Consider the following 19,510-nt stretch of genomic DNA (forward strand, 5'->3'; position numbering starts at 1 on the left):
ATAGCGGTCTCGTTACTGTGACGCACGCCCTTCGTCCAGCGTGGCCATGCAGCTCAGCTATTTCCACGTCGCTGCGGATGTTCCCGATTGCGGGCCTGACATCAAGGCGGCTGATAAAGCCGATGCTGCTGTCGTGATTGATGTCCTGCGGGCGACAACCACCATTGCCTGGGCTTTGCACAACGGTGCCGAGGCGGTTCAGACCTTCAGCGATCTCGATGAGCTGCGCTCCAATGCCCAGCAATGGCCTGAGACCTCGCGGCTGATGGTGGGGGAGCGAGGTGGCAAAACCCTGGATGGGTTTGACCTTGGAAATTCACCCGTTGCGGTGACTCCAGAGGTTGTGCGAGGGAAGCGTTTGTTCATGAGCACCACCAACGGCACCCGCTCGCTCCACAAGGTGCGTGACATTTCCCGTGTGGTGACGGCAGCCCTGCCGAATCGACGGGCTGTGGCTGAGCGCTTGCTGCAGGAGAAACCTGAGCGCGTCTGGATAGTGGGCAGCGGTTGGGAAGGGACCTATTCCCTGGAGGATTCCCTGGCGGCAGGAGCCGTGGCTGCTGTGTTGATGGACCAGGGGGCAGTGGCTGCCAACGATGAGATGCAGTCGGCCTTGGTGCTCTGGGAGCGCTGGCAATCCAATCCCGAGGCCTGTTTGCGTCTGGCCACCCATGGCCAGCGTTTGATCGGGATCGGAAACCACGATGCCGACTTCCGCTGCTGTGCCGGTCTGGATGAATTGGCGGTGGTCCCGACTCAGGTGGAACGTGGGGTGTTGCGGGCTGTTGGCCTTGCGGATGCATCGGCTTAATCCCCCTACAGTTCAGTCCTTTCCCGCACTCCTGTGAGCGACTTTCTGGCGGCCGCCGTGCAACTCACCAGCACATCGGACCTGGAGAGAAATCTCGCCGCCGCAGAGGAGCAGATCGAACTGGCGGCGCGGCGCGGTTCCGAGTTGGTGGGACTGCCGGAGAACTTCGCCTTCATGGGTGATGACGCCGCGCGGCTGGAGCAGGCTCCCGCCCTGGCAGATCAGTGCAGTCGCTTCCTGGTCACCATGGCCAGGCGCTATCAGTTGGTGGTTCTGGGTGGTGGCTACCCCGTGCCCTCAGGGGATGGGGCGACCACGTTCAACCGGGCGGAACTGGTGGGTCGCGATGGTCAGCTGCTGGCCCGTTACGACAAGATTCACCTCTTTGATGTCGACCTTCCCGATGGCGTCCCCTACCGGGAGTCGACCACGGTCACTCCAGGCCGCGAGTTACCGCCTGTGGTGGATGTTCCCGGTTTATGCCGGGTGGGGCTGTCCATTTGCTACGACGTGCGCTTCCCTGAGCTCTATCGCCATCTGGTTGGCTCCGGAGCTGAGGTGTTGATGATTCCCGCCGCATTCACCGCCTATACGGGCAAAGATCACTGGCAGGTGTTGCTTCAGGCGCGTGCCATTGAGAACACCGCCTATGTGGTGGCCCCGGCCCAGACCGGGATGCACGACGGTCGCCGTCAGACCCATGGTCACGCCATGGTGATTGACCCTTGGGGCACGGTGATGGCGGATGCCGGAGTCAGCTCTGGTGCCGCGATTGCTCCGGTTGACACCACTCATCTGCAGCGCATTCGTCGTCAGATGCCCAGTCTTCAGCACCGTCAACCGGCCCTGTTCTGAGCCCCATGCCTTCGGCGCAGTCCCGTCGTGTTGCCTTCATGGCCGCCGCTCTGCTGCAGGCGGCGAGCTTGCTCAGCGCGTTGCCTTCACGCGCTGCCAGTGCCCTGGCGGCCTGGCAGCTCACCAATGAAGGAGTGCTGAAACTCCGCACGGCGACGGGGGCCCGTCTGCAGGCCTTCTTTGAGGCCGGTGATTCGCGTCGCGGTCCTCGCGTTTGGATTGATTTCCCAGGCGAATTGAGTCGCTCCAGGTCCCTGCGGGGCAGCGGACCGGTCAAGGAAATTCGACTTGGGAAGCCCACGCCGGGTTCCACCCGACTGGTGGTCGAGTTTGCTCCTGGCGTCGAGCTTGATCCCGGTCGCCTCAAATTGGTGGGCACTGCCGTTGATCGCTGGTCGATGGCGTTTGAAGGCCTCCCCACCCGGGGTTTGCGCTCGATCGGCGAAGGGGATCTCACCCGCAGCAGCGGACGCTGGAATTCGGGGATCAGCATCACCCCATCGAAAACACCGGTCGACCCTTCCGGATTGCCAAGTGTGCCGCGGGGACGTTACCGGGTTGTGATTGATCCGGGTCACGGAGGCCCTGATCCTGGTGCGGTGGGCATTGGCGGTTTGCGGGAAACCGATGTTGTGCTCGACCTGTCGCTGCAGGTGGCGCAGCTGCTTGAAGCCAAAGGGGTGCAGGTGGTGTTGACCCGAACATCCGAAATCGATGTGGACCTACCGCCTCGGGTGTCCCTGGCCAATCGCATGCGGGCGGATGCCTTCCTCAGCATCCATGCCAATGCCATCAGCATGTCTCGCCCTGAGGTCAATGGAATTGAGACCTTCTATTTCTCTGATCCCCGTTCGGCTCGCTTGGCGGCCCACGTGCAACAGCAGGTGCTGAATGTGTCTCCGGGCAGTCCCAACCGGGGGGTGCGCCAGGGACGCTTCTTCGTGATTCGGCGCACCACCATGCCGTCGGCATTGGTGGAAACAGGGTTCGTTACCGGGCGACTGGATGCACCACGACTGGCTGATCAGGGACACCGGCGCCGATTGTCTCTTGCCATCGCTGCTGGCATCCTGAATTACCTGAGAGGACAGCGATGAGCGTCTGTCTGGGCTTGTTTGACAGCGGCGTTGGCGGGCTGACAGTCCTGCGCAGCATTCTTCAGCGCCATGGGCCCGTGCCCACGGTGTATCTCGGGGACACGGCCAGAGTTCCCTACGGCAGTCGTTCGCCGGCTGAGATCCGCTCCATTGCTGCAGAGGTGGTGGCCTGGCTGAAGCACCAGCATGTGTCCACCGTGGTGATGGCCTGCAACACCACCAATGCCTTGGCCAGGGATGTTGCTGAAGGCCAGGCTGGTGTTCCGGTGGTGGGCTTGATCGGTGCTGCCGCCGCCATGGTGCGTGAGACCCGGGTGGGGGTTTTGGCTACGCCCGCCACGGTGGCCTCGGGTGCCTACCGGCAGAGCATCGAAGCGCTCAATCCGGGGACCCTGGTGGTGCAGCAGGCCTGTCCGAACTTTGTGCCGTTGATCGAAAGCGGCGACCTGTCGAGCCAGGAGCTGCGGGAGGAGGCGATGGGCTATCTCACGCCTTTGCTTGAGGCCTCGGTGGAGGCCGTGATCCTGGGGTGCACCCACTACCCCTTGCTGGAGCCTTTGCTTCGCAGTCTTTTGCCTCCAGATGTGCGCTTGATCGACCCCGCCGAAGGGGTTGCCCGTCAGCTCGACGCGCTCCTTGGTTACCCGATCCCTGGTCGACCAGAGCGGCCGCTATCCCTGGAGAACACCCGTTTGTGCGTGACCGCTGATCCGGAGAGTTTTGCGCGCCGTGCCACTCCCTGGCTCGGGGCTCGTCCAATCGTGGAGGGCATCAGCCTGCGAAGGGAGGGCTGAGCCCTTTAAGATCGCCGCACCGAGGGGATCCATGACCACCGTCACTGAGCTGTTGCAGCCGGTCGAGCTCGACCTCGAAACACTGCTCAGTGATCTGCGCAGCTTGATCGGTGCTGGTCATCCGATTCTTCAAGCTGCTGCTGAGCACCTCTTCAGTGCGGGCGGCAAGAAGATTCGCCCCGGCATTGTTCTGTTGGTTTCCAGGGCTTTATCGCCTGAGGGTGAACTCACCGCCCGCCATCGCCGCCTGGCCGAGATCACGGAAATGATCCATACGGCCTCGCTGGTGCACGACGACGTGGTCGACGAGGCAGCCACGCGCCGCGGTGTGGCCACCGTGCACAGCCGCTTCAACCACCGTGTGGCTGTGTTGGCCGGTGACTTTCTCTTTGCTCAAGCCAGTTGGCACCTGGCCAATCTTGACGACCTTGAAGTGGTCAAGCTGCTCAGCCGCGTGATCATGGATTTGGCGGATGGTGAGGTGAAGCAGGGGCTATTCCGTTACGACACCGGTCAGTCGTTCGAGACCTACCTCGAGAAGAGTTACTGCAAGACGGCATCGTTGATTGCCAACAGTGCTCGTGCCGCTGGGGTTTTGAGTGAGCAAACCCCTGACCGTCTCGATTCCCTCTACCGCTTTGGGCGTCAACTTGGTTTGGCCTTCCAAGTGGTGGATGACATCCTTGATTTCACTGGTAGTGATCAACAGCTGGGCAAACCTGCCGCCAGTGATCTGGCCAGTGGCTATCTCACTGCTCCTGCTCTGTACGCCCTGGAAGAGAAGCCTGCGCTTGGCAGCCTGATTGAACGGGAATTCAGTGAAGAGGGTGACCTCCAGCAGGCCCTCGAGCTGGTGCGGGCCTCTGATGCCATTCAGCGCAGCCGAGCGTTGGCCGAGACCTTTGCCCGTGAAGCGCGTGAATCGTTGGAGTGGTTGCCGGAGTCGCCTTGCCGCCGTGCCCTTCTCGATCTCCCCGAATTTGTGCTCAGTCGCCTGTACTGACCGGACTGATTCCACTCAGTCAGTCATTGATTCCCTGATTGTTGCCGCTCCAGCACCTCATTGAGGCTGTTGATTGCCTCCCAGCGTCCGCCGGTGGGCAGTTGTTCGAGGTCGAGGTTCTGGCCGCCGGGGTTGAGGATCCACACCTGGCAGCCTGCGGTGATGGCGGCGTGCCCCCCAGCAGCTGAGTCTTCAAAGGCCCAGCAGTCCTTCGGGGCGACCCCGAGGCGTTGGGCAGCCAGAACAAACGGGTCTGGAGCTGGTTTTCCCGCTTTGAGGTCTGAATCGTCCCCCAGAACTCGGGTCCTGATCTGGTCGATCCAGGGATGGGACGCAGTCTTGTAGATCACCGACTCCCGCGAACTGCTGGTCACCAGCGCCATGGGCACCGCTTGGGTGATGCACCACTGGATCAGAGCTTCAGCCCCAGGATTGGCCGCGGCTGAAGGCAGCAGCTGTTTGGCGATCGGTTGTTGAATCTCAAGAAGCTGTTCGCAGCTGATCGGAGCTTCGATCCAACGCACCACCTGCTCGGCGCAGTCGCGCCGCCGGCGGCCCCGCAGCATCAGCAGCTGCGACGGGCTCAGGGCCGTTCCGAAATGGGCAGCTGCCTTGCCCCAGGCCTGACCATGCAGCGGCTCGGTGTCGAGCAGCAGCCCATCGAGATCAAACAGGCAGGCCGCAGGCACAGGCATCAGCCGATGTGAACAAAGGCGTTCTTCCAGATTCTCACCTCGACGACGAGTTGCGAAGCAGTCGGCCACGGGGCCAGACGGGCTCACTACTCTTCTGAGGGCCCAGATCAACGATGACCGGCGTGACCAGCGAGACTTCCACGATCGAATCGGTGTTGCACGAACAGCGCGTGTTCGAGCCTCCGGCTGCCCTGGCTGCCGACGCCAAGATCGGCAGCCTTCAGGCTTATCAGGCCTTGGCGGATGCGGCTGCCAAGGATCCCGATCAGTTCTGGGGGGAGGCCGCCAAGCGCGAGCTGCATTGGTTCCAACCGTTCAACACGGTGCTCGACTGGAGTGATGCTCCGTTCGCGAAGTGGTTTGACGGTGGCAAAACCAACCTTTCCTACAACTGCCTCGATCGCCATCTCGAGGGTCCTCGCGCAGAGAAAACCGCGCTGATCTGGGAAGGCGAGCCCGGTGATGTGCGTCGCTTCACCTACCGGGAGCTTCACGCCGAGGTGTGTCGGGCTGCCAACGCCTTGAAAGCGATGGGCATTGGCAAGGGTGATCTGGTGGCCCTCTACATGCCGATGATCCCTGAGGCAGCCATTGCGATGCTCGCCTGTGCCCGGATCGGCGCTCCCCACTCGGTGGTGTTTGGAGGCTTTTCTGCCGAAGCGCTGCGGGATCGTCTGATCGACGGTGAGGCCAAAGCCGTCATCACCGCTGATGGCGGGTTCCGCAAGGACAAGCCGGTGTCGTTGAAGCCAGCTGTCGATGCCGCCCTGGCTGAAGGGGCCTGCCCCAGTGTTCAGTCTGTGCTTGTGGTGCAGCGCACCAAGCAGCCGACAGAGATGGCTGAGGGCCGTGATGTGTGGTGGCATGACACCGTGCCCGCTCAGTCGGCGGACTGCCCTGCAGAGGCCATGGACAGCGAAGATCGCCTGTTCGTGCTCTACACCTCAGGCTCCACGGGAAAACCCAAGGGTGTTGTGCACACAACAGCCGGGTACAACCTCTGGGCCCATCTCACCTTCCAGTGGATCTTCGACATCAAAGAGGACGACGTCTACTGGTGCACCGCTGATGTGGGCTGGATCACCGGTCACAGCTACATCGTCTACGGCCCACTGTCCAACGGCGCCACGTCGGTGATGTACGAGGGCGCACCCCGTCCTTCCAAGCCGGGGGCGTTCTGGGAGTTGATCCAGAAGCACGGGATCACGATCTTCTACACGGCACCTACAGCGATTCGTGCCTTCATGAAGAGCGGTCGTGAGGTGCCTGATCAGTTCGATATGAGCACCCTTCGCTTGCTGGGCACCGTCGGTGAACCGATCAACCCCGAGGCATGGATGTGGTACCGCGAGGTGATTGGTGGCAATCGCTGTCCCATCGTCGACACCTGGTGGCAGACCGAGACGGGTGGCGTGATGATCAGTCCTCTTCCTGGAGCGACCCCCACCAAGCCAGGATCTGCCACCCTGCCCTTGCCTGGGATTCAGGCTGATGTGGTGGATGCCGAAGGCAACAGCTGCAAGGCCGATGAGGGTGGTTACCTCGTGGTGCGCCGTCCCTGGCCGGGGATGATGCGCACTGTGCACGGCAACCCGCAGCGTTTCCGGGAGAGCTACTGGGAGCACATCCGTCCTGCCGATGGCAGCACTATCTATTTCGCCGGTGATGGAGCCCGTCGCGATAGTGACGGCTACGTCTGGGTGATGGGGCGTGTGGATGACGTGATCAACGTGTCCGGTCACCGTCTCGGCACCATGGAAATTGAGTCGGCCCTAGTCAGCCATCCGGCTGTGGCTGAGGCTGCCGTCGTGGGCCGCCCCGACGACCTCAAGGGCGAAGGCATCGTGGCCTTCGTGACCCTTGAATCCGGACGGGACGCCAATGATGCGCTTGTGGCTGAACTGCGGGCACACGTGGGTCAGGAGATCGGTCCAATTGCCCGCCCCGATGAAATCCGCTGCAGTGATGCCCTGCCCAAAACCCGCAGCGGCAAGATCATGCGCCGGATTCTGCGGGCCCTGGCTGCTGGTCAGGAGGTGAGTGGCGACACCAGCACCCTGGAAGATCGCTCAGTTCTCGACAAGCTGCGCGCCTGATGTCTTTGGCCTTAGTTGCGTCACAGGCCCGGAATTTCCGGGCCCATCAGACCAGGATCGGGCCATGAGTTCTCTCCAAACAGGGCATCACCGACGAGCTGAAGCAGCGATTTTCCCTGCTTCAGCTCTGCCATGGCTGCCCATTCGATTTCGCTCAGTTCTTCGTCCTTGAGGTTCAGTGCCGCCACCAGTTCGCGATATGCAGAACGTTCCTTGGGATTGATGTCCTGTTGATCGCCTGGATTGCGCGAGACGCCTGCCACCAGACAAGCGATCCTGGCTGCGAGACAACGATCACCATGGGTCGTGAGCGTGTCGGCGAGGCTGGCAAGAGACTGCAGGTTCAGCCCAGACTGCGTTTCAGCGTTTTGCAAGCCCAGACGTTTGGGTAGATCGAGAAGCAGTTGTTCTTCCTGCTCTGACACGCTTCCATCACTGCGGGCGATCACTTGGGCGATTTGCAGCAAAGCTGCATGACTTGCGGGTATGACAGACCTTTCAGCCTCATGGCTTGGTTGATATTGGGTTTCTGTGGATGTTTGGTCAGAATTGTTCATGACGTGTACAGCTGTTCGACTATCTACCCAGCTGAAAGGTAGCCATGCTGACGAGACCTTTGATCAACAGGTGCTGACTCTTGATCCTTCTCACCTCCTGTCGACGACAGCTGCCGGCAGCGGCAAATGGGTTCTTGCTCCGTGTGAGCATTAATCAAAGGGCTGCCAAATTTACGCCAAATAGCTAATGGGCTTGTTCGTTCAATAGACAATAAATTAAAATTGCTAACCTTTAAGCAGGATAAGGAAGATTTAGTTTGTTCCTCTTTTGTTGACGTGCTGTTCTTTGCTGGGACTCTTTTGTTTCGTCTTTGCAAGTCAATATAAGGTTTCTTTCAGGGCGCTAGAGTCCTCGATTGCAGTGCTTTTGATGATTATCAATACCAGCGCATCACTTTCATCCTAGGCTTTATTGGGCATTGCTTGCTCGACTTGATCGTGGTAACTGCAGGGGATGGTGCCTGCTTTTGGAGGTTGAGTTGCAGGTTTTTAGCATTATTAATGTGTAAAGCCGAAGACGCTGAGGGTCAGGTTTTGTGGCTGTGATGGTGCCAGTGCTTCAGTGCTGGCTGTGATTAAGCTCGTAGGTGCGCTGCAGTGCTTCAAAATAATCTGAATTGTTATTCGGCATTTGTTTTTGTCTGAAGATTATCTTCGCTGCATAAATTTATTTGTTGGCCGAAGATTGACTCTCTCTTTGGTGTTGCCATTAAGTTGGACAAGATTTTGCCCCCAAGCCTATGTTTGAGTTCAGTGGTATGTCTAATGGTGTATAGTGACTTGGGGTTATTTGCCATTAATGGAAATTCTGGCAACAGCTTTGATTGTTCTCAACTGTTTTTTTGAGCGTCACGTAGTCGAATTTGATGGTGACTCAAACAGGATCAAGAGCTTTGCTGTTCCTATGGAGGCAAAGTTGGTCTGGATTTTTGGAAAAGAAGAGAGTTCAGTTCAGTGGGAGGGTGAAAAGTTTCCCGCTGAATCTGATTTCCCTGTTTCTGTAAAGGTCAATCAGAAAAGAGAGAAAAGTGACCTAGCAGCTAATAGTTCGAGTTTGGCTGATTCTTTCAAGCTCGATCTGAATCTTGTTGATGGACATTTTCAGGCATCGCGTAGGAGGTTTGATGGGTTTCTTCGAACTACTGAAGATAGAGGTAGCTGCGTTGTGGAGACGATTGAAAAGAGAGACTTTGATTGAATGAAGAAGCTGAGTTTAAAACTTCTTTAGGGCTCTGTTTCCCTGCTTGATCCAGGGTGGCTGGCCCTTGGTCACACCTCACCTGTTCGCTAGCAGATCGAATGGATTGTCTTTTCAAAACGATGCAAGCCTTTCATCATGCGCTCTAGGGCTTCATTGATATTGCTATACAGCACTTGGATTTAGTTATGGATGACTGCAATGGGCTGGGTCCAGTCTGTCAAAGAGTCCCTCAGTAGTGACGAGATACGCTTCTGAATAACTTGAGGCTAAAACGGCCTTTTGAGCTGGTCGATTGAATGGGTGCTGACTTTGATGGTTGGAACTGGACATTGGCTGCCCGAGTTCTTCGGAGCCCTTGCGATTGGCATGTCTTGATGTTCATTCTGGTGACTGGATCCGACAGCGAGAGTATTGTTTCACTTCAGCCGTGAAAAATTATGGATGTCTATTGCGAGATCGCTCCAAGTAGTTAGCTCTTACTCGACGCTATTAGAGCAGTCTTGAATGTTGTTGATCGAGACAAGGTTCGTTGAGTTTGCTTTGCTTCTGGCGCAGCTAAGAACCTTTTCAGCGCCAGCCTTGCGGTTGGCCTTTCCATTAACTGAGTGTGAGCTCAAGAAGAGAGCAATCCAAAATGCGGCACCCAATATGTTGATCAATAGTGTTTTGTTAGGCACGAAAGGAGTTTTGGACATTTCTTCATTTTATACAGCTTTCATCTTGGCCGGCTGTGGGCCCTGTGGGATCCCCCAGTACTGGCGCTTTCAGGGCTTAAGGGATGATTTGTGTGGGGTTGGTTGTAGCGTTTGCTTCTCTGGCTGCCTGGAGAAATCAAAAGGGTATGAAGATGGTCCTCCTCATGTTTCGTGAAGGCATAGGGCTCTCGAGGGGGTTTTGATCCTGTGCCGTCACGAGTGCCTGGGTGTTATTTGCTACTTACTGGCTGTAAGCAGTTGTTGGCAGCTGTTTTGTTGATACCTATAAAGAGAGCAAAGAGCGAGGTGAAATGGGCATTCCGACGAATTGGACCGAGGAAGATACCAGCAAGTTCGAGGCTTGGTGGCAGGCTCGACTTAGGCAGCTCATCAAAGATCAAAAATTGCCTTCTGCCATTGCATTGTTTGAGGAGTTTGAGCTTGAGCAAAAGTTGAATATCAATAAGCTTTAAACTGCTTGTTGTCTGAAGGTTGCATTCCGCATGTGCTCAATGAGCCTTCCTGCGTAGTTTCGCCGCTTGCAGGTCGCACATCGGCTCTTTTTGGTGTTTAGCACTGTCGAAGGCGAGTCGTGTGAATGGACTTCTAGGGGGCTTGGGGGGTCTCTTTGGTTTTGTAAGAGGTGGCTCCTCTGTGTCTCACTGGCTGTAAGAATGCCAATGGCATGGATTGATCCTTTCTCGCGCAGAAGACAGTAATGGCGGTGATGATTCTGATCTTTCTTCTGATGGTCGTAGGGTTCTGCGTAGCCCTGGCGACATCCCTATTGATTCTGTATTTGGGTTGGCGCGTCGGTCCCAGGTTTCGGAAAGATGCTGTTTTTTGCTTCCTGTTGATCGTTTTTGGCGTCTCTTTCTGGGTTGTTGTGCTGTCGCTCTTGTTTGATCCAATGGTTGGGACCGGTGCCGACTTTGTGCTGTGGCTGATTTATTCGGCTTTAGTTGGTGCTACACCATTGGCCGCATTTCCTGGACTGTTCTTGTACGGCTCCGGCAGGAGATAAAGCCTGTTTTTGGAGGGGCTTGGTGGGTTTTGCTAAGAGCTTTACCGATTGGCAATAAGAAATAATCGTTAAAGTGCATCATTTGATAGTTCTTTGTGTTCCCAGTAAAGAGCCAGTGGGCCTAGTGGGCTTTAGAAAAGCTCAAGCATTGAATATTGAATGACTTTTCAGAGTTGGGATGAGAAGCAGTCTCGGTGCCTAAGGGGGTGGTGGCGAAATCTTATCAATGAACTTCTGATTGAGGGGAGGGATAAAGATGCTGTTGCTCTATTCGAGGAGTTTGATCTCGACAGTGATTTGAAGAATGAGGTCTTCAAAATGATCTAGTTGATTGAAACGAGCTTGAGTGATGAGGAGGTGTTTGGTGAACCCAAGGCCAGTTCCGTGATCTATCCGGAGGCCGTCGTGCCGGTGACCGCCCAGGACGTGATCAACTGCTGAAGCTGTTCCACCTGTTGCTGTCGCTCGCTGCCTTCTGCCCAGTCGCCAAGAAATTGGCGACGAAGCCCGGCACTGGCAGGCGTGAGGTGATCCCCTGGCAAGTGCAGGAGCTGTGATCCATCGCCGTTGCGCGATTGCAAGGCTTTGACCAGCTCTAGGCTCTGGTCGAGTTGGTCATCGCCGAAGCGCACCACCAGATTGTGCGCCTGGTGGTAGTGGCAAGCGATCAGGCGAAGGGTTTCCTGGGGACTTGGGCTGAATTCCGTACTCACTCCCAGGCTTGGGGCCACCACTCCCAGCAGAGGAATGGATTGATCGGCGGTGAAATTGTTGAAACTGAGGGCCACCAGGCCATGGCATCCCCGCCCACCATCCGGTGCCAGGAGGTGCAGTTTGCAGCCCAGGCTGTGGCCAAGCCGAAGTGGCACTAGCCGTGAGCCAATGCGCTCCTGCAACGTTGTTCGGCATTGGCGCATGGCGTTCCAGGCTTGCCGCGCCTGGAGCTGGTGGTCAAAACCAGGCACATAGCTCCAGGCATGCACGGCGAGACCGCTGTGGACTAGTCCTTCGAGCAGGCGCCGATAACTGATATGGGGTGTGGCGGCCAGATAGCTGCCACCAACAAACTCAACCACGCCTTGCACTTGCTGGCGGGGCCAGAGCGTCCAGCACTCACCGCATCGTCGCCAGCTGCTCATGCCTGCGTGCGAAGAGAGCGCAGCACCTGCAGGGCCTCTCGCACATGGGCTGGCCCATCCAGCAGGTTGTTGAACACGTGGCGAATCACCCCGTTGCCATCGATCACGTAGGTCACGCGAGAAGGCAGCAGACCCAGGGTCTTGGGCACGCCAAATGCACGGCGAAGGGCCTGATCTCCGTCGCTCAGAAGGGGGAAGGGCAATTGATGGCGTGTTGCGAAGCGCCGATGACTGACGGCGTCATCCCCACTGACGCCCCATACCTCAGCACCCAGGTTTTGCAGTTCGCTGTGGGAATCGCGAAAGCCACAGGCTTCCGCTGTGCATCCAGGGGTGTCGTCTTTGGGATAAAAAAACATCACCAGAGGTGTGCCATTGCGTTCGCCGACCGCACAGCGCTTGCCGTCATGGTCCTCAAGCTGAAGGGAGGGTGCGCGGTCACCAACGCTGAGGGCCATCGAGGAGCAAGCCAATTGGAGCGGCAACCCTAGGAAGTGGTGGAGAAGAGCGGAGAATGGGCGAATCAAGGGGATGTGCACGCATGGAAAACCAGTCGGTGCCTGGTCAGCTTGATCTGCTCTCGCTCACCGGATATCAACCCGCTCCCACTCCCCGGGATCAGGAAGCCCCAGCTCCGGTGGTCGATGAACGCCCACTTGAGCCAGAGATTGCGCTTGAGCCTGAGACTCCGCCTGAACCAGCGTCCCCAGAGGTTCAACAAGAAGCGTCCGACGATCAATCCCCGGACCGCCGCTCGGCTTCTGAAGCCTCCTCATCTCCTGAGGTCGGGGCGTCACCCCGCACCCTGCTGATTCTCGACACGGAAACCACTGGCCTTGATCCCGAAACGGAGCATTGCCTTGAGGTCGGCGCGATCCTGTTTGACGTTCCGAGTCGCCAAGTGTTGGCCCAGCAGTCTTTTCTGCTCCCCGTGCAGGCCAATGCCGCTGAACCGATTAATCGCATCCCGGCGGCGGTCACCCGCCTCGCGCAGCCCTGGGAAGCGGCTCTGGCCTACTTCCAATCGCTGTTGGATGCCGCGGAGGTGCTGGTGGCCCACAACGCTGCTTTCGATCGCCAGTGGTTTGGCCGTGGATGCCTTCCTTCCACTGCGAAGCCCTGGCTCTGCAGCATGGACGACATGCGCTGGCCAAAGAATCGTCAGTTGCGCGCCCGTCCTTCAGTGCGTGATCTGGCGTTGGCCTACGAGGTTCCGGTCTGGGCTGCCCACCGTGCTCTCACCGATTGCATCTATATCGCGGAGGTGTTTCGCCGTTGCGAAGATCTCGAGCAGCGTCTGGTTCATGGCCTGGAGCCGCGCTTTCTGTTTAAAGCGCAGGTGAGCTACGACCAGCGCCACCTGGCCCGTGAGGCTGGATTCCGTTGGAACGATCCTGTGCCTGGGGCCTGGACTCGCCGCCTGAGTGTGCGTGAGGCCAAGGAGCTTGGGTTTGCGGTGGAAGACCTGGGTGAGGCCTTGCCCTTGGCCTCCTGAACGAGCGATGGATTTGCTTCATCAGTTGGAAGCCTCTTCGCAGGTTTGAGCGAGTCGCGCCTGTCGTCTTCAGGCTGGTGGCATGGCAGCGCTCCCTCGCAAAATTCATCGGCGCCGCAAGACCGCGGACCCGCAAGCCATCCATCGGGATTTGCCGCGGATGCGTTTGATGGCCTGGCAGCGGGTGCGCACCTGGGCTCGCTTGATTCGGGAAGCTGAGCAGCTGTGGCATGTGGACGTGCGAGAGCTCAAGCGGTTGGGCGCCTTGGAGCTCTCGCAAATTCTTGGGGAAATTCCTCCGTGCCAGCGCCAACGGGTGAACCGTTGGTTGAAGGGATATGCGGCAGCGACACGGCTACAAGCAAGTGATGATGCACCTCCTGCATCAAGGCCTTCCAAATAATCACCGTCCAATTCTTAGTAAAGGTAGCATTAATAAAGGTTGCCAAATAATAGTCAGCTCTTAAATCATCCCTAACGACCATGGGGGTGTTTCCCCGTTATTGATTGGAGGCCGATTTGATTAAGGCTTGCCATGAGCTTCGCTAAGAAGGCTCTGATTCTTTCCTCTCTGCTCGCTCTCGGTGCTGGCGTGTCCGCGTCTGCAGCCGGTCGCATCAACGGTGCAGGTGCTTCTTTCCCCGCCAAGATCTATCAGCGTTGGTTCTCTGATTTGGCCAAGTCTGGTGGCCCCAAGGTCAATTACCAGGCCGTGGGTTCTGGTTCTGGCCGTAAAGCATTCATCGACCAGACCGTCAACTTCGGTGCATCGGATGATCCGATGAAGAAGAAGGATATGGCCAAGGTCAAGCGCGGTGTGGTGCAAATCCCCATGGTGGGCGGCACTATCGCTTTCGGTTACAACTACCCCGGTTGCAACCTCAAGTTGACCCAGGAGCAAGCCGTCAAGGTTGCCATGGGCAAAATCAACAACTGGAAAGATGTCGGCTGCAAGCCCGGCAAGATGCTGTGGGTGCACCGTTCTGATGGTTCCGGCACCACCAAGGCGTTCACCAACTCCATGCAGGCCTTTTCCAAGACCTGGACTCTGGGAACTGGTAAGTCTGTCAAGTGGCCTGCCGGCGTGGGCGCTAAGGGCAACTCTGGCGTGGCTGGTGTGATCAAAAACACCAAGGGTGCGATCGGTTACGTCAATCAGTCGTACATCAGGGGTTCGGTGAAGGCGGCTGCTCTCCAGAACAAGTCTGGTGAGTATGTGAAGCCCAGCTACACCTCTGGGGCCAAGGCTCTGAATGGCATCAAGCTCGATGCCGATCTGGCGGGCACCAACCCCAACCCCTCGGCCAAGGGTGCTTATCCCATTGCCACGCTGACCTGGGTTCTGGCTTACAAGACCGGCAACGGTGCTAACACCGACACCATCAAGAAAGCATTCAACTACATGCTGAGCACCAAGGCTCAGGCTCAGGCTGATGACCTTGGTTTTGTTCCGCTCAAGGGCGACATCCTCATCAAGGCTCGCGCCGCTGTGAACAAGATCGGTCAGTGATCGGTTCCTGCTGAACCATTTCACCTTGATGATGCTTCTGCGAGGAGGGCTTCATGCCCTCCTTTTTTATTTGCATGATGGTCTTAATTGCATGTTAATGAGATGCTTCTCTTCCCTTTGTTTTAATGAACGCCCTTATTGATTAATTTCTATCTCAGTTGGATACAGCGACGTGGTTGCAGTTTGTTCACGCCCCGCCGTTCCATCTGACCGGCAGATGTCTTCTTTGAAGAAGTTCTGGTCCTCCACAAATAACGAGGTGCACCTCACGGCAGGCAGTGTCGTGCCTCTCATCAAAAATAGTGTCTGGGTGGTCACCACAGGCATGGTCAAGTTGGGGGCTGTGACTGAGCAAGGTGATGAATTGCTGCTTGGCTTGGTCGGTCCTCAGGAGCCCTTCGGTGAGCCTTTGAGCATGGTGGAGGCCTACGAGGCCCATACCCTGACGGACTGCGACCTCACCTGCCTCACGTTGGATGAGATTGCCCGTTCACCTGAGCTGTCAATGGCCATGGTGAAGGCTGTGTCGGCCCGTCTCCGTCAGGCTGATTGCATGCTCGCTTTGCTGGGTCTGCGGCGTGTGGAGGATCGTGTGCGTGGATTCTTGGAGCTGATCGCTCAGGAGTACGGCGAAGCTTGTGACCAAGGTCTTCGCGTCGGTCTGCGTCTGACCCATCAGGAGATTGCCAGCGCGCTGAGCACGACCCGGGTGACGGTGACGCGCGTGATTGGTCAGCTCAAGGATCAGGGCTGGTTGACGATCGATTCGCGTCGCCATTTGGTGATCAGCCACCTGCCGAAGCGTTGATGGTCGCTTGATTCAGATTGTCCGGTTTGCTTCGTTCAGCCGCGAGGTTTTCCCCTCGCGGTTTTTTTGTGCCTGCAAGCCAGCTGGGGGGTCTTGAAAGACAAAAAAAAGCCCCTCACAAGAGGGGCTTTCGCTGGGGTGACATTGAAAAGAAAATCGGAGCGGCGGGATTTGAACCCACGACCCCCACTACCCCAAAGTGGTGCGCTACCAAGCTGCGCTACGCCCCGGCAGAACGAAGTTATCACAAGGCATGTCGCCCTCTGTTCTTCCGCTTGATCCGTCGCAGCAAGCGCTGGCTGAGCCGGTCCCGGGAGTCACTGCTGTAGCCCCACACACGCAGTTGGCGGGCCAGTGCACGCAGCTCCAGAAGGCTCATGGAGGCCAGTTGCAGCTCCGGGAGGGTGCGCCACGCCCGAGTGGTCATCGGCATGACATCTCCGCCCTTGCGGATGTCCATGGAGAGGGTGCCGTCCGCCAGCCACTCCGGGATCAGCACCACCAGCACCGCCAGCAGTCCGTAGAGCTCAACAAGCCCCTTGGGCAGCGGATGCAGCCGACGATGCTTTCGGGAATCGGAAGGTGCCGCCACGAACGGGTGGTCAAGCGCAAACGCGCCTCACCATGGCAGCCCTGAAGCAGGTTGCGGCGCTGTGGTGGTCAGATTTCTACAGAGTCTCCGTTCGATGGCCCAGGGTCTCGCCAAAGCAGGGGTGGTCCATCTGGATTGCTGGGGCGAAGGCTGAAGGCCAATCCGAATACCACCAGCAGGGTCAACAGCAGTGCGACCAGCACCGTCCAATCAGGCCATGAGGGTTTCATGCCAGGGCGATCGGAGTGTTATCCCCCCGCAGGATGCAGTGGGAAATCGACCAGTCGTAGTGACTCCAGACGGTTGACGGCAATTTGTAGGCAGCACCATCAAAGGCTTCCAGGGCGACCCCGCTGGGCATCGCTGAGCAGTAGGGACGGCTGCCTGGTTTGGCGAGATATTGCTGGTGGTAGGCCTCGGCACTAAAGAAGGTGCGGTTTGCAGCGATTTCGGTGGTGATGGCACCGAAGCCTTTGCCATCTAACCCCTGCTGATAAGCCGCACGGCTGCTCTCCGCGAGTTCGAGCTGGCGCGGCGTGGTTGTGTAAATCGCAGAGCGGTATTGACTGCCGCGGTCATTGCCCTGACGGTCTCCCTGGGTGGGGTCATGGCACTCCCAGAACAACTTCAGCAGGTCACTGAAATCAATCGCAGGGGTGCTCCACACCACACGCACGACTTCGCTGTGTCCGGTGCGGCCGCTGCAGACCTGGTCATAGCTGGGTTGATCGGTCTGGCCGCCGGCATAGCCAACAGCAGTGCTCACCACGCCTGGAAGGCGCCAGAACCCTTTTTCAGCTCCCCAGAAGCATCCGCATCCGAACAGCGCCTCTTCCTGGTCATCCATCAGAGGGGCATTCAGAGCGGTGCCCAGCACCGCATGGCGAAGCTGTTCATCCGCGGAGCGCTGTGGGGTTTGTCCGGTCAACCAGGAGGGCAGCATTGCTGGTTCAAATCGACTGTCACCCTAGGAATCCTGGGCGGCCTGCAGCTGAATGTGGTTCAGCAGCGTGGTCACGAAGGCAAAGAGCAAAAAGGGAAGACTGAGCACCAGGATCAGCCCAACGCCCACCAGAGCGAATAGGGGGCGACTGGATCCCATCAGCCCCAGTCCTGCGGCGAGGCTGACGAAGATCACCGCCATCCATGCCAGCACCTGGACGTAGATATCTCCGAAAGTGAGGGTGCAGCGCACCGCGTAGCGACTGGCGGTGGACATGGTGGTGCAACCGTGCAACGGCAGCTTCAGCTAAGCCGGGAATCGGCAATCAGGCCACCGCTTCGAGACGTTCCGAAGCCTGCTCCCGTTCCCACAGGCGTTTGTAGGGGCCGTCGATGTTGACCAGGTCGTTGTGATGCCCCTGCTGAACCAGAGTGCCCTGCTCGATCACCAGGATCCGGTCACAGGCGGCCGCTGCTGACAACTGGTGACTGATCATCACGATGGTGCGCTGCCGCTGATTGCGGATCGACGCCAGGATTGCTGCCGCTGTGTTGTTGTCCACGCTGGCCAGGGCGTCATCCAGCACCAGCACGGGAGCGGTCATGAGCAGTGCCCGTCCGAGGGCGGTGCGTTGCCGCTGCCCCCCGCTGAGGGTGATGCCCCGCTCCCCCACCAGCGTCTTGAAGCCATCGGGAAAACCACGCACATCGTCGAGGAGACGGGCCTGATCCGCTGCGGCTTCCACCCTGGCGTCGTCAGCGTCTGGGTCGCCGTAGCGAAGATTGTCCGCCAGGGTGCTGGTGAACAAATAGCCCTCCTGAGGAACCAAGGCCACCTGTTGGCGCAGGTCACTGAGCCGCACCTGGGTGAGGTCGCATCCGTCGAGGAACAGTTGACCGGCTTCCACGTCCACCATGCGCCCCAGGGCTCGAGCCAAGGTGGTTTTGCCGCAACCCACAGGGCCCACAACCGCGACCAGTTCACCGGGTTCGATGGTGAACGAAAGGTCGGAGAGGGTGTCGTGGTTACTGCCCTCGTAGCGCACGGCTAATCCACGGGCTTCGATGCGCCCCTGAAGGGGGTGGGGTAGCGACGCTGGGGTCCTGGGATCAGCAATGCGCGGTTGCCGTTTGAGCAGTTCCTCCACCCGCTCGAGGCTCACCTGACCGGTCTGGAAGGTGTTGAGCGTGAATCCCAGCAGTGCGGTGGGGAACACCAAGCGCTCCACGTACAGGATCAAGGCCACCAGACCACCGATGCTGAGGGTGCCTGCTGCTAGTTGACCACTGCCAAGAGCGAGCAGCAGCAGCAAGGAGATGGAGGAAATCCCTTCGAGCAGAGGAAAGAGGGTGCTGCGGGTGCGGGCCAGACGAATGGCCGCATCGCGGTAGTTCTGGTTGCGCTCTTCGAACGCTTTCTGTTCCTTGGCTTCCTGGCCGTAAATCTTGATGGCGCCGATGCCTGACAAATCTTCCTGAATCAGTTCGCTGAGGCCTGCCAGCTGTTCCTGTTGTCGGCGCTGCTGGCGCATCATTCGCCCGCCGAACAGCCGCACGGTGCCCAGCATCACGGGGTAAAGGGCGATCGCCGCCACCGTCAGCCCGGGATCGATTGCCAGCATCGCTGGAAGCGTGAAGGCATAGGCCAGGCCGGTATTGGTGAGGCTGAGCACGGCAAAGCCCAGCAGCCGGCGCACATTTTCAACGTCGCTGGTGGCACGGCTGATTACCTCACCGCTTCCGGTCTCTTGAACCCATCCGGGTTCCTGCACCAGCATGTGATCAAACAGCTGTTGTCTGAGCTCCACTTCCACCTGACGGCCAACGCCGAAGACCAGTTGGCGTGAAATCAGCCGCACCACCCCCATGCTGGTGGCCAGCAACACGATCCATCCGGCCTGGCGCAGGACGTCGTCGATTGCAAATCCGTCTTGCAGGTCATCGATCACCCGCCTTACTTCCAGGGGGATCGTCACGCTCAGCATGTTGACGATCACCAGGGCCACTGCCCCCAGCAGCACTGTGCGGCGATGGGGGCGCAGGTAGCGACCGATCAGATCAAGACGGAAGGCGGCCATCCGCGCGGGAACGCAGGCATCAACCTAGGCACTGGTGGTCAGGGCCAGAGGTTGCCCTGATCCACAAAAACGGATCTGGCCAGACGCAAAATTTTGAGGGATATTGGATTTGTCCCCA

General features: G+C 58.3%; 21 protein-coding genes and 1 tRNA gene. 12 read left to right on the forward strand and 10 right to left on the reverse strand.

What is annotated here, in order from left to right; all coding sequences use genetic code 11:
* The first annotated feature begins 46 nt into the window (after positions 1-46).
* Genes RS9916_RS02665 through sds form a run of 5 tightly spaced genes read left to right on the forward strand, consistent with a single transcriptional unit; the run spans position 47 to position 4,560 of the window.
* Entirely contained in the window at positions 47-811 is a 765-nt protein-coding gene (locus RS9916_RS02665; protein WP_007097673.1) for a 2-phosphosulfolactate phosphatase family protein, read from the forward strand.
* A 33-nt stretch (positions 812-844) separates the two neighbouring features.
* A complete protein-coding gene (locus RS9916_RS02670) occupies positions 845-1,666 on the forward strand; it encodes a carbon-nitrogen hydrolase family protein (RefSeq protein WP_007097674.1) in 822 nt (273 codons plus the stop codon).
* 5 nt (positions 1,667-1,671) lie between these two features.
* Positions 1,672-2,763 carry an N-acetylmuramoyl-L-alanine amidase gene (locus tag RS9916_RS02675; RefSeq protein ID WP_007097675.1) on the forward strand — a complete coding sequence of 364 codons (1,092 nt, stop codon included), beginning with the start codon at positions 1,672-1,674 and terminating at the stop codon, positions 2,761-2,763.
* Positions 2,760-3,557 (forward strand): glutamate racemase, encoded by a 798-nt coding sequence (murI, locus tag RS9916_RS02680; protein ID WP_007097676.1) that lies wholly within the window; start codon positions 2,760-2,762, stop codon positions 3,555-3,557. Before RS9916_RS02675 ends, murI begins: the two co-directional genes overlap by 4 nt.
* 31 nt (positions 3,558-3,588) lie before the next feature.
* Positions 3,589-4,560 carry a solanesyl diphosphate synthase gene (gene sds, locus RS9916_RS02685; protein ID WP_007097677.1) on the forward strand — a complete coding sequence of 324 codons (972 nt, stop codon included), beginning with the start codon at positions 3,589-3,591 and terminating at the stop codon, positions 4,558-4,560.
* A gap of 23 nt (positions 4,561-4,583) precedes the next feature.
* Here the strand turns inward: sds and RS9916_RS02690 are convergent, their stop codons facing one another.
* Positions 4,584-5,255 (reverse strand): HAD family phosphatase, encoded by a 672-nt coding sequence (locus RS9916_RS02690; RefSeq protein WP_007097678.1) that lies wholly within the window; start codon positions 5,253-5,255, stop codon positions 4,584-4,586.
* A 113-nt stretch (positions 5,256-5,368) separates the two neighbouring features.
* On the opposite strand from RS9916_RS02690, the gene acs reads away from it, so the two are divergent.
* On the forward strand, positions 5,369-7,351 hold the full coding sequence (acs, locus tag RS9916_RS02695) for an acetate--CoA ligase (RefSeq protein ID WP_007097679.1): 1,983 nt from the start codon (positions 5,369-5,371) through the stop codon (positions 7,349-7,351).
* A gap of 20 nt (positions 7,352-7,371) precedes the next feature.
* Here acs and RS9916_RS02700 read toward each other — a convergent pair whose 3' ends face one another.
* A complete protein-coding gene (locus tag RS9916_RS02700; protein ID WP_232199509.1) occupies positions 7,372-7,908 on the reverse strand; it encodes a tellurite resistance TerB family protein in 537 nt (178 codons plus the stop codon).
* A 775-nt stretch (positions 7,909-8,683) separates the two neighbouring features.
* Here RS9916_RS02700 and RS9916_RS02705 point away from each other — a divergent pair.
* Positions 8,684-9,106, forward strand: coding sequence for a hypothetical protein (locus RS9916_RS02705; protein ID WP_156777457.1), 423 nt, complete (start codon positions 8,684-8,686; stop codon positions 9,104-9,106).
* A gap of 1,416 nt (positions 9,107-10,522) precedes the next feature.
* A complete protein-coding gene (locus tag RS9916_RS02710; RefSeq protein WP_007097683.1) occupies positions 10,523-10,828 on the forward strand; it encodes a hypothetical protein in 306 nt (101 codons plus the stop codon).
* Positions 10,829-11,217: 389 nt separating this feature from the next.
* Here RS9916_RS02710 and RS9916_RS02715 read toward each other — a convergent pair whose 3' ends face one another.
* Entirely contained in the window at positions 11,218-11,967 is a 750-nt protein-coding gene (locus tag RS9916_RS02715) for a DUF1350 family protein (protein WP_007097685.1), read from the reverse strand.
* The gene (locus RS9916_RS02720; protein ID WP_007097686.1) at positions 11,964-12,425 is read right to left on the reverse strand and encodes a peroxiredoxin; all 462 of its coding nucleotides are present in this window, start codon (positions 12,423-12,425) and stop codon (positions 11,964-11,966) included. The genes RS9916_RS02715 and RS9916_RS02720 overlap by 4 nt, the downstream gene beginning before the upstream one ends.
* Before the next feature lie 83 nt (positions 12,426-12,508).
* On the opposite strand from RS9916_RS02720, the gene RS9916_RS02725 reads away from it, so the two are divergent.
* The 4 genes from RS9916_RS02725 (at position 12,509) to RS9916_RS02740 (ending at position 15,780) form a co-directional block, all read left to right on the forward strand.
* Positions 12,509-13,462, forward strand: coding sequence for a 3'-5' exonuclease (locus RS9916_RS02725; RefSeq protein ID WP_007097687.1), 954 nt, complete (start codon positions 12,509-12,511; stop codon positions 13,460-13,462).
* An 82-nt stretch (positions 13,463-13,544) separates the two neighbouring features.
* Positions 13,545-13,865, forward strand: coding sequence for a hypothetical protein (locus RS9916_RS02730; protein WP_007097688.1), 321 nt, complete (start codon positions 13,545-13,547; stop codon positions 13,863-13,865).
* 132 nt (positions 13,866-13,997) lie between these two features.
* Entirely contained in the window at positions 13,998-14,972 is a 975-nt protein-coding gene (pstS, locus tag RS9916_RS02735) for a phosphate ABC transporter substrate-binding protein PstS (protein WP_007097689.1), read from the forward strand.
* Positions 14,973-15,189: 217 nt separating this feature from the next.
* Positions 15,190-15,780, forward strand: coding sequence for a Crp/Fnr family transcriptional regulator (locus RS9916_RS02740; RefSeq protein ID WP_050752233.1), 591 nt, complete (start codon positions 15,190-15,192; stop codon positions 15,778-15,780).
* A 156-nt stretch (positions 15,781-15,936) separates the two neighbouring features.
* Here RS9916_RS02740 and RS9916_RS02745 read toward each other — a convergent pair.
* The 6 genes from RS9916_RS02745 to RS9916_RS02765 all read right to left on the reverse strand — a co-directional run bounded on the left by RS9916_RS02745 (position 15,937) and on the right by RS9916_RS02765 (position 19,392).
* Positions 15,937-16,010: transfer RNA gene (locus RS9916_RS02745), tRNA-Pro, on the reverse strand.
* A 14-nt stretch (positions 16,011-16,024) separates the two neighbouring features.
* The gene (locus tag RS9916_RS02750; protein WP_007097691.1) at positions 16,025-16,372 is read right to left on the reverse strand and encodes a hypothetical protein; all 348 of its coding nucleotides are present in this window, start codon (positions 16,370-16,372) and stop codon (positions 16,025-16,027) included.
* A 68-nt stretch (positions 16,373-16,440) separates the two neighbouring features.
* Positions 16,441-16,602, reverse strand: coding sequence for a hypothetical protein (locus tag RS9916_RS15080; protein WP_007097692.1), 162 nt, complete (start codon positions 16,600-16,602; stop codon positions 16,441-16,443).
* Positions 16,599-17,315, reverse strand: a complete 717-nt coding sequence (gene msrA, locus RS9916_RS02755) for a peptide-methionine (S)-S-oxide reductase MsrA (RefSeq protein ID WP_007097693.1) — start codon at positions 17,313-17,315, stop codon at positions 16,599-16,601. The genes RS9916_RS15080 and msrA overlap by 4 nt, the downstream gene beginning before the upstream one ends.
* 24 nt (positions 17,316-17,339) lie before the next feature.
* A complete protein-coding gene (locus RS9916_RS02760) occupies positions 17,340-17,591 on the reverse strand; it encodes a hypothetical protein (protein ID WP_007097694.1) in 252 nt (83 codons plus the stop codon).
* 49 nt (positions 17,592-17,640) lie between these two features.
* Positions 17,641-19,392, reverse strand: coding sequence for an ABC transporter ATP-binding protein (locus RS9916_RS02765; RefSeq protein WP_007097695.1), 1,752 nt, complete (start codon positions 19,390-19,392; stop codon positions 17,641-17,643).
* Positions 19,393-19,510 lie beyond the last annotated feature (118 nt).

This window comes from Synechococcus sp. RS9916 (assembly GCF_000153825.1).
In the GTDB taxonomy this organism is placed as follows: domain Bacteria; phylum Cyanobacteriota; class Cyanobacteriia; order PCC-6307; family Cyanobiaceae; genus Synechococcus_C.